We start from the raw sequence: 12,003 nt of genomic DNA, 5'->3' as shown, positions 1-12,003 counted from the left end.
TGCCGCGCCGGGTGCTCAGCACCCGGCGCGGCAGGCGCCGCTCTCCTGAGCGCCACCCACCGACCCTGCCCCGCCCGAGCACCCACCGCTGCCGGGCCCTGACGAAAGAGCGGACCCATGTCCTCCTCGACCACGTCCATCAGCGGCCTTGTCAGCGGCATCGACTCCAAGAGCATCATCAGCCAGCTCATGCAGATCGCCGCGCAGCCGCAGGCAGACCTCAAGACCAAGCTGGCCACCACCAACGCCCAGATCAGCGCCGCTCAGGGCATCAACGCCAAGGCCGCCTCGATCACCAGCCTCGCCGCGACGCTCGCCGACCCGGCCACGTACACCAAGGCCGCGGCCAGCAGCACCAACAGCTCGGTGACGGCCACCGCGGACATCACGGCCGGCGTCGGTTCCGTCAGCTTCAACGTCACCGCGCTCGCCCAGTCCACCAGCAAGATCTCCTCGGTGATCCCCGCGCCCCCGACCACCGGGACCGGCAGCGGGCCGCTGACCTTCTCGTTCACCCCGCAGGGCGGCAGCGCCGTCAGCATCACCGCGGCGAGCGGCAGCGCGGCCGACATCGCCTCCGCCATCAACGCGGCGTCCTTCAGCGGCCAGCCCACCGGCGCGAGCAGCGCTGGCTACAGCGCCGTCGTCGTCAACGGCAGCAGCGGCGCACAGCTGCAGATCACCTCCAAGGACACCGGCGCGACGAGCGGGTTCAGCACCAGCGGCCTCCCGACCTCCGGGAGCAACGACTCGTTCACCACGCTGCAGAGCGGCAGCGACGCGACCATCCAGATCGTCGGGTCCACCGCGGCGGCCAGCAGCAGCTCCGGCGTGACCCTGACGTCGCACTCCAACACCTTCACCAACCTCATGCCGGGCGTGAACGTCACCGTCAGCGCCGTCACCACCAACAGCACCGCGGGCGGTGTCAACACACCGGTGACGGTGTCGACGGCTGTGAACCAGGGCGCGCTCAGCTCGCAGCTGACCAGTCTCGTGACCGGCATGAACGCGGTGCTCGACGACATCTCCTTCCACACCCAGATCGTCGGCAAGGGGGTCACCCCGTCGGCCACCAACGGTGGTCTCCTCCAGGGCGACGGCACGCTGCGCGACACGGGCAACGCCCTGCTGAGCACCGTGAGCGACAGCGTCGGGTCGAGCGCCGCGACCCTCGCGGGACTGGCTGTCACGCGTGACGGGCACATCACCTTCGACGCCTCGAAGTTCTCCGCGCTCTACGCCAGCGACCCGGCCCGGGCGGCCAAGGTCCTCCAGGCGTTCGGCACCGCGGTCAAGGCGGCGGGCGCCACGGCCAGCGACCCGGTCTCGGGCGCCATCACGGGCCTGATCAACGGTGACAAGAGCGACGTCACCAGCCTCACCAACAGCATCTCAGACTGGGACCAGCGCCTGCTGGCCAAGCAGACCCTGCTGACCTCCCAGTACGCCGCCCTCGAGGTGGCGCTCGGCAAGATCAAGGACCAGGGGAACGCGGTCACCGCCGCCCTCGGACAGCTCAGCGGCAACAACAACAACTGACCGTCGACAGGGACCACCAGGACGACGCCGACGGAAGGGAACCACTCATGACCTACGCGCTCCAGACCCGCCGCGCCCGCTTCATCAGCGACGGCGTGGCCGCCGCCTCCCCGCAGACCCTGCTCGTGCTGCTCGCCGACCGCCTGGTCCTCGACCTCGGCCGGGCCGAGGCCGCCCAGCGCGCGAGCGACCTGCAGACCGCCAACACCCAGCTCCAGCACGCGCAGGCCATCGTCGCCGAGCTCGACAGGGCGCTCGACCGCGACGCGTGGACCGGCGCCAACGACCTGGCGTCCCTGTACGCGTGGCTCCAGCAGCAGCTGGTCACCGCCAACGTCACCCGCGACGCCGACCTCACCGCGCAGCTGCGCACGGTGGTGGAGCCGCTCGCCGACGCGTGGCGCCAGGCCGTCAGCGGCGTCCCCGCCGTGACCACCACCCCTGCCGTCGCGGCGACGGCGGCCGCCCGCTCCTTCGGGGGAGTGGCATGACCGGCGAGCAGACGAGCAGCCAGGACGCCGACCCGCGCGCCGTCTGGGCGGCCGCCCTCGAGGCCCTCGAGGCCGACGTCGTCGAGACCGAGCGCGCTCTGGCGGTGCAGGCCCAGACCGACGTCCTCCCGGAGATCCGTCCGACGTGGCAGGCTCCCGCTGTGCCGCTGCCCGCCGAGCTCGCGCCCCGCGCCGCCGCTCTGCTGGCTCGCCATCAGGACATGACCGCGCGCGTCGAGCGGGCGATGTTGGCCATCCGCCGCCAGCAGGCCAGTTCCACCAGGCTGCACGCCCGCCTCGACCTCGGCACCGCGCCCCGGCCGGTGTACGTCGACAAGGCGGTCTAGCCCCGTGCCCGTCAGCACCCAGGTCCGCGTCGGCCGCCAGGCCATCGTCGACCGCGACCTCAACCTCGTCGGCTACGAGCTGCTGTTCCGCGCCGGTGGCGCGGACGCGGCGAACCTGCACAGCCAGGCGGAGCACGACGCGGCGACCTCGCAGGTGCTGACGGCCGTCCTCGGCGACTTCGGCGACCGGACCCTGTCCACCGGGTCCCGCTTCTTCGTCAACCTCACCCGCGCCTTCGTGGTCGGGGAGCTGCCCCTCGCGCCCGGCCTCGAGGACGTCGTCCTGGAGATCACCGAGGAGATCGTCGTCGACGACGAGGTCATGGCCGGCGTGCACCGGCTGCGCGACCGCGGGTTCTCCCTGGCCATCGACGACTTCGAGGGCGAGGAGCACCGGCTGCCCACGCTCCCGCTGGCGCAGTTCGTCAAGCTGGTGCTGCCCCCGGCCGACGACGTGTTCCTCGGCGACGACGGCCGGCTCGTCAACAGGTTCGACCACGTCGAGCAGCTGATCTCCCTGGTGCGCGAGCACAACAGCTCCGCGCTCATCGTGGTGGAGCGCGTGGAGAGCCTGGAGGACTTCCAGCGCTGCAGCGCACTGGGCGTCGACCTCTTCCAGGGCTACTGGGTGCAGCGCCCCGTGGTGCACGAGAGCACCTCCATGAACCCCGCGCGGGTCTCCGCGCTGCGGCTCCTCGTGGCCCTCAGCGACCTCGAGACCCCCACCGCGGAGATCGAGCGGCTCGTGCTGGCCGACCCCGCGCTGAGCTTCCGCGTGCTGCGCCTGGCCAGCTCCTCCGCCGTCGCGACGCTGTCGCCGGTGAGCTCGGTCGGCCACGCCATCGTGCTGGTCGGGCGGCGCACGCTGTCCTCCTGGGCGGCCCTCACCGTGGTCGGCGCCACCACCGGCTCCGGCGGGGGACAGGGCCGAGCCGCCCTCACGTTCGTGCTGGCCCGCGCCGGTGCGGTGTCCCGCCTCGCGGGGGACCGCTCGCAGGAGGCGTACACCGCCGGCCTGCTCTCCGGCACCGCCGAGGCGATGGGCCTGTCCGTGGAGGAGCTGCTCTCCACCGTCAACGTGCCGGACTCCCTGCGCGGAGCGCTGACGCAGTTCGAGGGGCCGGTCGGCTCGGCGCTGGCCGCCGTGCTGTCCACCGAGGCGAGCCCCGCGGCGCCGGCGCCGCGGGAGGCCTCGTCATCGCCGGTGGAGGCGGGACGCGCGTACGCGCGAGCGCTCTCCGAGGCGGCGGGCCTCACGGCCATGCTCACCTCCTGAACACCTCGCTGAACACCTCGCTGGACGCGTCACCCGCTCGGGCTCAAGGACGTCACCCGGTCTGCCGATGACTCCTCTGAGCGACGGATCGCTCACCCAGAGGCCACGGACACGGCCATCCCCTCGCGGGACTGCTCAGCAGCCCGCTTCTGTGGAGGCACCGTGTTCGACTCCGTCAGCTCCGCCGCGCTGAGCTCGGCCCTCGACGGGCTTGCAGCACGCCAGCGCGCCACCGCCGACAACATCGCCAACATCAACACCCCCCACTACCTGGCCGCGCGCGTCGACTTCGAGTCCGCGCTGCGCGACGCCGTCGCCGGGGGCAGCGGTGTCGCTCCGTCCACCGAGTCCCGCGACATGGCGACGCCCACCCGCGAGGACGGCAACAACGTCGACCTCGACACCGAGACGCTCTCCAACATCGACACCCAGCTGCGCTACCAGCTCGTGTCGCAGGCGATGAGCAACAAGTTCTCGTCCGTCGCCAACGCCCTGAAGACGAGCTGAGGCAGCCATGAGCCTGTTCGACGCCCTCAAGGCCTCCGGGTCCGGCATGACCCTCGCTCGCAAGTGGATGGACGCCGTCGGCGACAACATCGCCAACATCAACGACGTCTCCCGCACCGACCAGGACGCGTTCCGCCAGCGCTTCGTGGTCGCGCAGGCCAAGGACTACGGCAGCGCCCACGACGGCAGCACCGCCGGCGGGGTCGAGGTGGCCGGCGTCCAGTTCGGCAGCGGCGAGGGGCGCCTGGTCTACGACCCGTCCAACGCCCTCGCCGACGCCAAGGGCTACGTGAAGATGCCCGACATCGACATGAACAGCCAGATGGGCCAGCTGATCATCAGCCAGCGCGCCTACCAGGCCAACGCCGCCGTCGTGGAGCGCGCCCGCGCCTCCTACGAGGCCGCCATCAACATCGGAGCGAAGTGACGTGGCCGGCATCCTCCCCCTCGGCGCCGGCGGAAGCTCCGCGCTGGAGCAGTACGCCGCACTCCTGAGGAACGGCGCCGCGGGCGCTGCCGGCGGGACCGGCAGCACCGACGGCACCGACCCCTCCGCGAACACCGACGCCCTCGCAGCGGCCGCGCAGGCCCTCGCCGGCGCGTCGGGCACGAGGTCCACCGGATCCACCGGGTTCGCGACGACGCTGGCCTCCAGCCTCGAGAACGTGCAGGCGCTGCAGTCCAAGAGCTCCGCGCTCGCCGTCCAGGCCGCCACCGGCGACCTCAAGGACGTCCACGACTACACCGTCGCCGCTGCCGAGGCCGGCATGGCGACCCAGGTGACCGTGGCCCTCCGCAACAAGGCCCTCGAGGCGTTCTCCGAGATCATGAGGATGCAGTTCTGATGCCCCCGCAGCTCACGGACCAGCTCAAGAAGCTGGGTGCCCAGGTGAACTCGCTGTCCCTGGGCCAGAAGGTGCTCGCCGTGATCGGCATCGGCATCCTCCTCCTCGGGGGGTCGGCCTTCGTCACCTACGTCTCCAAGCCGGACCTGGTCCCGGTCGCCAGCGGCGTCTCGGCCGCCGACGCCTCCGACATGACCGGCGCCCTCCAGAGCGCGGGCATCACCGGCACGTTCCAGGGCGGCCAGGTCCTCGTGCCGTCCGCCGATGAGTCCAAGGCCGCCATGGCCATCGCTGCGGCGGGCCTGCCCAAGGAGAAGAGCGGGTTCGCGCTGCTCGACCAGCAGGGCATCACCGCGTCGCAGTTCCAGCAGAAGGTCGCCTACCAGCGCGCTGTCGAGGGTGACCTCGCCAAGACCATCGAGCAGCTGGACGGGGTGCGGTCCGCCGTCGTCCACATCGCGGTCCCGGAGGAAACGGTCTACACCGAGTCGAAGGAGCCCACCAAGGCCTCGGTCCTCATCGACACGGGCATCACCAAGGCCACGGACGACCAGGTCAACTCCATCATCCAGCTGGTCTCCTCCTCCGTGCCCGACCTGGACCCCAAGCAGGTCACGGTCTCCGACGCCAAGGGGGAGCTGCTCTCCGCGGCCGGCCAGGGCGCCGTCGGCCAGGGGGACGAGCAGACCACCGCGTACGAGACGAAGACCCAGTCGGCGATCCAGGCGATGCTCGACAAGACCCTGGGGCCCGGCAAGGCCATCGCCTCCGTCAACGCCACGCTGAACTTCGACCAGACCAACCGCGTCAAGACCACCTACACCCCCAGCGGCGCGCTGCCGTCCTCGCAGTCCACCAACGAGGAGGTCTACAACGGCGGTGCCAGCGGCGTGGGTGGTGCGCTCGGCGCCAATGGCGTCCTGGGGGTGAACGGCACGTCCACCACGGCGGGTGCCGGCTCCACCACGGGCCAGGGCGGGTACACGAAGAAGTCGAACGTGCAGGACAACCCCAACAACACCGTGGTGGACAACACGATGGTCGCTCCGGGCGCTGTGCAGCGGCAGTCGGTGGCGGTCATGGTGGACCAGGCAGCGCTCGCCGGGATCGGCCAGCAGAACCTGCAGGCCGCCATCGCGGCCGCGGCCGGCTTCGACCAGGTTCGCGGCGACGTGGTCACCATCACCCCGGCCACGTTCGACACCACGGCGGCCGACGCCGCCAAGCAGCAGCTGGCCGCCGCCGCCGCGCAGCAGAAGAGCGACGCCCAGTGGGCGCTCATCAAGCAGGGCGCCATCGCCCTGGGCGTGCTGCTCCTGGCGATCGTCCTGCTCATCGCCTGGCGCCGGGCCGTGAAGAAGAACCGCCGCGAGGCGGTCGACCTCGGCGAGCTCGAGCGGCTCTACCCCGAGGTCCCCGCCCCGGGCACCCCGATGTCCGCGCTCGCCCCCGCCGCCGACGACGGCCACCTGCTGGTGGCCCCGGAGCCGGAGCCGGAGGCGCTGCGCCGCCAGGAGTTCGGCCAGCTGGTGGACACCCAGCCGGCCGAGGTCGCCAACCTGCTCCGCGGCTGGCTCGCCGCCTCCAAGAAGGGCTGACCCGCCATGGCCACCAGCCTCGCCCTGCGCTCCGTCGAAGCGCTCACCGGTCCCCAGAAGGCCGCCGTGCTGCTCGTGCAGCTCGGTCCCGAGCGCTCGGCCCTCCTCATGGCCCAGCTCGACCCCGAGGAGGTGGAGCTCATCACCGTCGAGCTCATGCGCCTCGGTGAGATCGACCCCGAGCTGGCCGACGAGGTGCTCATCGCGGGCTTCAGCGAGCTGGTGGGCCCGGCGGCCCTCGGCCAGGGCGGTCCCGGCTTCGCCAAGGCGATGCTGGAGGCCTCCATCGGCAAGGAGGCGGCCGGCGAGATGATGGACCGCCTCAAGGGCGGGGACGACAAGCAGCCGTTCCTCTTCCTCGAGGAGGCCGACACCCGTCAGACGGTGTCGTTCCTGCAGGGGGAGACCCCCCAGACGATCGCCCTGGTGCTGGCGCACCTGCGCGCCCACCAGGCGTCCGCGGCCCTGGTCACCTTCCCCGCGGAGGTCCAGGCGGACGTCGCGCAGCGCATCGCCACGATGGAGCGCACCTCGCCCGACGTCGTGGCGATCGTCGCCGAGTCGATCCGCCGCAAGGCCGGGGCGGTGCTCACCGCCCAGGTCGACGAGGTGGTCGGCGGCATGCAGCCGCTGGTGGAGATCATCAACCGCACCGACGCCGGCACCAGCAAGCAGCTGCTCGAGGAGCTCGCCAAGCGCGACCCGGTGCTCGCGGACCAGATCCGCGCGTCCATGTTCACCTTCGAGGACATCCTGTCCCTTGAGGACAAGGCGATGCAGCTGGTGCTGCGCGAGGTCGACGCCGGCACGCTGGCGGTGGCGCTCAAGGGCGCCCGCGACGACCTGCGCGACAAGATCCTCAACAACGTCTCCTCGCGCGCCAAGGAGAACCTGCTCGAGGAGATGGAGCTCATGGGCGCCGTCCGCCTCTCGCAGGCCGAGGAGGGTCGCTCCGCGGTGGTGGCCGCGATCCGCCAGCTCGAGGAGTCCGGTCAGATCACGATCCAGAGGGAGTCCGACGATGAGTTCGTCGCCTAGCCCCCACGCGGCGGTCTTCACGCCGCTGCCGGGCAGCCGGTCCTCCTTCGACGGCCACGCCACCGCCGCGGCGTTCGCCTCCCAGAACGTCGCCGCCACCTCCCAGGCCTCCGGCTACGCCGCGGGCTGGGCCCAGGGCGTGGCCGCCGCCGCGGAGGAGGAGCGCCGCGTCATCGCCGAGCTGCGCGCCCGCGCCGCCGCCGAGGTGGCGGCGCTGCAGGCGCAGGTCGCCCAGGCCATCACCTCCCTGGAGGTGGCCGCCGACGAGCTCCGCGCCCGCACCGCGCCGCAGCTGGACGCCGTCGCCGACGCCGTCGCCATCGCCGTCGTCGACCTCGCCGAGGTCGTCATCGGCCGGGAGATCGCCGACGACGGCACGCGCGGCTTCACCGCGCTGCGCCGCGCCCTGGACGCCGCCCCCACCCACGCGGACATCACGGTCCGCCTCAACCCGGAGGACCTCGCCGTGGTCGAGCAGATGCGCAGCACCGAGGGCCTCGCGGCGCTCGCCGAGAACCAGGTGACCATCGTCGCCGACCCGCGCCTGGCGCCCGGCGACGCCTTCGCCGAGTTCCCCGGAGGCCTCGTGGACGCCCGCACCGACACCGCGCTCGCCCGCATCCGCGGCCAGCTCCGCGGCGCCGCGCGCCCCGCCGGCCAGGCCTCGCGCGCATGAGCCGCCTCGCAGACCTCGCCGCCGCGCCGGGCTCGCCCGCCGCGGCCGTCGGCGTCCCCGGGATCGCCCTGCCGGCCATCATGCGCCGCGCGGAGGCCGCCGGCGCTCCCCAGGTCACCGGCACGGTCCGCCGCGTCGTCGGCCTCACCATCGAGGCGGCCGGCCTGCGCGCCCCCGTCGGCGACATCGTGAAGATCCTCACCGGTGACCTCACCACCACCGGCCAGGGCATCGACGCCGAGGTCGTGGCCGTCGCGCCCGACCACGTCACCTGCATGCCGCTGGGCACCCCGCCGGTCGGCCAGGGCCTGCGCGCCGGCCAGCCCGTGCTCGCCATGGGCCGCAGCCAGCGCGTCCCGGTGGGCATCGGGCTCCTCGGCCGCGTGCTCGACGGCCTCGGACGTCCGATCGACGGGCTCGGCAAGGCCCAGGCCACCGCCTGGGTGCCGATCGACAACCCCGCGCCGGACCCCATCAAGCGCGAGCGCATCGACACCCCCATGGGCACCGGCGTCCGCGCCCTCGACGCCATGACCCCGGTGGGCCGCGGCCAGCGCATCGGCCTGTTCGCCGGCTCCGGCGTCGGCAAGTCGACCCTGCTGTCGATGATCGCCCGCGGTACCGAGGCCGACGTCAACGTCATCGCCCTCATCGGCGAGCGCGGCCGCGAGGTCCGCGAGTTCATCGAGGACGACCTCGGCCCCGAGGGCCTCGCGCGCTCCGTCGTCGTCGTCGCCACCTCCGACCAGCCGCCGCTGGTGCGCCTGCGGGCGGCGATGGTGGCCACCACCATCGCCGAGCACTTCCGCGACCTCGGCATGAACGCGCTGCTGATGATGGACAGCCTCACCCGCTTCTGCATGGCCCAGCGCGAGATCGGCCTGTCGGTGGGGGAGCCCCCCGCCACCCGCGGCTACCCGCCGAGCACCTTCGCGCTGCTGCCCCGCCTGCTCGAGCGCGCCGGCACCGGCGCCACGGGCTCCATCACCGGCATCTACACCGTGCTCGTGGACGGCGACGACCACAACGAGCCGATCGCGGACGCCGCGCGCTCCATCCTGGACGGCCACGTGGTGCTCGACCGCGACCTGGCCACCGCCGGCCACTTCCCGAGCATCGACGTGCTCGGGTCCGTCTCCCGCGTGGCCTCGCGCGTCACCACCCGCGAGCAGCGCGGTCTGGCCACTCACGTGCGCCGCCTCATGGCCGCGCGCCGCGAGGCGCAGGACCTCGTGGACGTCGGCGCCTACGTGCCCGGCTCCAACCCCCTGACCGACGCCGCGATCGGCGCCCGGGCGGACATCGACGGCTTCCTGCGCCAGGACGTCGAGGACCGCACGTCCACCGACGACGCCTGGAACGCGCTGGCCGGCGTGGTGGCCCGCAACCCGGTCGCCGGGGCCTGAGGGCTCCGCCCTGAGCACCCCCCGCCGTGATCATGGGCTTCCGAAGCACTTTCGCGCTCCCCGCGGTGTCGACCTCGGCGTTGCGTGGCGCTGAAGGCCATGAGGCGCCCACGGAACACCAAGATCGACGACTCGGCTCGGTGACCAGCCCCGCACGAGGCATGAGGAGGCAGCGATGAGCAGGAAGTTCCGCCTGGAGCAGGTGCTGCGCGTGCGCCACCTGCAGCGCGACATCGCCGCCGCCGCGGCCGGTGCTGCCGCCGCGCGCACCGTGGCCGCCCGCTCCTTCTCCGAGAGCATCCTCGAGGAGGCCGCGGCGCAGAGCTTCGCCGACCACGGCAGCCCGCAGAGCTTCGCCGCGGCCGTCGCCGCGCGCAGCGCCAGCAGCGCCCGCTACCAGGACGCCCTGGCCGTCCTGGCCGACGCCGAGGCCGAGGCCCGCTCCGCCCAGGCCGTGTGGGCCGCCGCGGAGGGTCGGGCCAAGGGGCTGCAGCGCCTGGCGGACCGCCACGAGCAGGCCCAGCGCGCCGCCGACCTCAAGGCCGACCAGGCCGTCATCGACGAGCACGCTGGCCGGGCGCGCGGCCTCACCACCGGCGTGCAGGGTCCCGCGCACCCCGGTGTCGACGCAGGGCTCGACTCCGAGGCCACTCCTGCCGATGACCACTCCATGAGCATCCGAGGCCACGACCACCCGAACGGCGGCGGCGCATGACGGCCGTCACGGGCGCCCCCGCGCCGGCCCAGGCGGCCATCGCCCAGGTGCAGTCGCGCATCAGCTCGCTGCAGCAGCGCATCGCCGCCCTCAGCGGCAGCCCGCTGGCCGCCACCGGCACCGCCACCACGAGCACCACCTTCGAGGGCCAGCTCGCCCTGGCGCGGGCGCAGCTGGACGGGCAGGCGTCGTCGTCGTCCGCCGCCAGCGGCGACCAGGTGGTCGCCGACGCCAAGCAGTACCTCGGCGTGCCCTACAAGTGGGGCGGCACCGACCCGAGCACCGGCCTGGACTGCTCCGGCTTCACCCAGCTGGTCATGAAGCAGAACGGCATCACGCTGCCGCGGACCTCGCAGGAGCAGGCGAAGGTCGGCACCGAGGTCCCCTCCCTCGCCCAGGCGCAGCCCGGTGACCTCGTGGTGCTGGAGGGCGGCGCGCACATCGGCATCTACGTGGGCGACGGGCAGATGATCCACGCCCCGAAGGCCGGTGACGTCGTCAAGATCTCCAAGGTGTGGGAGACCCCCACCACCATCCGCCGCGTCACCGACGCCACCGCGGGCAGCAGCACCGGTGCGCTCAGCGCCGCCCTGCGCTCCGCGGTCCTCGGCGGCACCACCGCCGCCTCCGCGGCGGCGAGCACCGCCGGTGGCGGCGGTGCCGCGGCCTACCAGGGGCTCTTCGACGCCGCCGAGGCGAAGTACGACCTGCCCGACGGGCTCCTGTCCGCCGTGGCCAAGACCGAGTCCGGCTACGACGCCGGCGCCGTCAGCCCCGTCGGTGCCCGCGGCCTCATGCAGCTCATGCCCGGCACCGCTCGCGAGCTGGGCGTGGACGCCTCCGACCCGGCGCAGGCCGTGGACGGCGCCGCGCGCCTCCTGGCCGGCCACCTCGACAGGTTCGGCTCGCTGCCGCTGGCGCTCGCCGCCTACAACGCCGGCCCGGGCAACGTCACCAAGTACGGCGGCGTCCCGCCGTTCGCCGAGACGCAGGCCTACGTCCGCAAGGTCGCCGCGGCCATGCCGGGCTCCTGACCCGCCGCACCTCCGCACCTCCTGCACCACCGAGCACCACCGCCCCCTTCCGCGCACCGCTCGATGCCCCGGAGCACCCGATGTCCCTGAACGTCACCGCCACCGCCGCTGCCGCCTCCGCGCCCGCCGCCCCTGCGGCGCCGGCGCCGCAGGACGACGACGGTCACTTCGCCGACGTCCTCGCCCGCCACCAGGCCGACGACGACGCCCCGGCCACGCCCGCGAAGCCCGCGCGTCGCGACGGTGCGCCCGCGACCCCGGCGTCCCCGGCGACCCCGACGTCCCCCGCGACCCCGGCGACGTCCGCGACCCCGGCGACGTCCGCGACCCCCGCCGGCGGCACGACGGCCTCCACGGGCACGACGGCCTCCACCGGCACGACGACGCCGTCCGCAGGAGCTGCACCCGCTGACGGGGCCGCCGCGTCCCCAGCCCCTGTTCCTGCCCCCTCCCTCCCCCCGCTCTCCGCGGCGAGTGCGCCTCTGGCCCCCTCCCTCGTCGCACTTCCCGCGGCGAGCGCGGACGGTG

At 73.4% G+C, this 12,003-nt stretch carries 14 protein-coding genes; 13 read left to right on the top strand and 1 reads right to left on the bottom strand.

Annotated elements, in window-relative coordinates:
* The first annotated feature begins 117 nt into the window (after positions 1–117).
* The 13 genes from fliD (at position 118) to H7K62_RS18900 (ending at position 11,475) form a co-directional block, all read left to right on the top strand.
* Complete coding sequence (gene fliD / locus H7K62_RS18960) at positions 118–1,542, top strand: flagellar filament capping protein FliD (protein ID WP_186721561.1); 1,425 nt, start codon at positions 118–120, stop codon at positions 1,540–1,542.
* A 47-nt stretch (positions 1,543–1,589) separates the two neighbouring features.
* The gene (gene fliS, locus H7K62_RS18955) at positions 1,590–2,033 is read left to right on the top strand and encodes a flagellar export chaperone FliS (protein WP_186721559.1); all 444 of its coding nucleotides are present in this window, start codon (positions 1,590–1,592) and stop codon (positions 2,031–2,033) included.
* Complete coding sequence (locus H7K62_RS18950; RefSeq protein WP_186721557.1) at positions 2,030–2,380, top strand: hypothetical protein; 351 nt, start codon at positions 2,030–2,032, stop codon at positions 2,378–2,380. The genes fliS and H7K62_RS18950 overlap by 4 nt, the downstream gene beginning before the upstream one ends.
* A 4-nt stretch (positions 2,381–2,384) precedes the next feature.
* Entirely contained in the window at positions 2,385–3,656 is a 1,272-nt protein-coding gene (locus H7K62_RS24290) for an EAL and HDOD domain-containing protein (RefSeq protein WP_186721555.1), read from the top strand.
* Positions 3,657–3,818: 162 nt separating this feature from the next.
* The gene (locus H7K62_RS18940; RefSeq protein WP_186721553.1) at positions 3,819–4,163 is read left to right on the top strand and encodes a flagellar basal body rod protein FlgB; all 345 of its coding nucleotides are present in this window, start codon (positions 3,819–3,821) and stop codon (positions 4,161–4,163) included.
* A 7-nt stretch (positions 4,164–4,170) separates the two neighbouring features.
* On the top strand, positions 4,171–4,590 hold the full coding sequence (locus H7K62_RS18935; protein WP_186721551.1) for a flagellar basal body rod protein FlgC: 420 nt from the start codon (positions 4,171–4,173) through the stop codon (positions 4,588–4,590).
* A gap of 1 nt (position 4,591) precedes the next feature.
* Positions 4,592–5,008: a flagellar hook-basal body complex protein FliE gene (gene fliE, locus H7K62_RS18930; protein ID WP_222437876.1), complete on the top strand. Its 417-nt coding sequence runs from the start codon at positions 4,592–4,594 to the stop codon at positions 5,006–5,008.
* Positions 5,008–6,606, top strand: coding sequence for a flagellar basal-body MS-ring/collar protein FliF (fliF, locus tag H7K62_RS18925; RefSeq protein ID WP_186721549.1), 1,599 nt, complete (start codon positions 5,008–5,010; stop codon positions 6,604–6,606). The genes fliE and fliF overlap by 1 nt, the downstream gene beginning before the upstream one ends.
* A gap of 6 nt (positions 6,607–6,612) precedes the next feature.
* The gene (gene fliG / locus H7K62_RS18920; protein WP_186721546.1) at positions 6,613–7,644 is read left to right on the top strand and encodes a flagellar motor switch protein FliG; all 1,032 of its coding nucleotides are present in this window, start codon (positions 6,613–6,615) and stop codon (positions 7,642–7,644) included.
* On the top strand, positions 7,628–8,320 hold the full coding sequence (locus H7K62_RS18915; RefSeq protein ID WP_186721544.1) for a FliH/SctL family protein: 693 nt from the start codon (positions 7,628–7,630) through the stop codon (positions 8,318–8,320). Before fliG ends, H7K62_RS18915 begins: the two co-directional genes overlap by 17 nt.
* Positions 8,321–8,400: 80 nt before the next feature.
* A complete protein-coding gene (locus tag H7K62_RS18910; RefSeq protein WP_222437881.1) occupies positions 8,401–9,726 on the top strand; it encodes a FliI/YscN family ATPase in 1,326 nt (441 codons plus the stop codon).
* A gap of 175 nt (positions 9,727–9,901) precedes the next feature.
* Positions 9,902–10,441: a flagellar FliJ family protein gene (locus tag H7K62_RS18905; RefSeq protein WP_186721540.1), complete on the top strand. Its 540-nt coding sequence runs from the start codon at positions 9,902–9,904 to the stop codon at positions 10,439–10,441.
* Positions 10,438–11,475, top strand: a complete 1,038-nt coding sequence (locus tag H7K62_RS18900) for an NlpC/P60 family protein (RefSeq protein ID WP_186721538.1) — start codon at positions 10,438–10,440, stop codon at positions 11,473–11,475. Before H7K62_RS18905 ends, H7K62_RS18900 begins: the two co-directional genes overlap by 4 nt.
* Positions 11,476–11,638: 163 nt before the next feature.
* Here H7K62_RS18900 and H7K62_RS18895 read toward each other — a convergent pair whose 3' ends face one another.
* Positions 11,639–11,848 (bottom strand): hypothetical protein, encoded by a 210-nt coding sequence (locus H7K62_RS18895; RefSeq protein WP_186721530.1) that lies wholly within the window; start codon positions 11,846–11,848, stop codon positions 11,639–11,641.
* Between the last annotated feature and the right edge of the window lie 155 nt (positions 11,849–12,003).

The sequence above is a fragment of the Quadrisphaera sp. RL12-1S genome (assembly GCF_014270065.1).
GTDB lineage: Bacteria > Actinomycetota > Actinomycetes > Actinomycetales > Quadrisphaeraceae > Quadrisphaera.
Note: the sequence above shows the minus strand (reverse complement) of the source record. Positions and strands in the feature narration are given on the sequence as shown.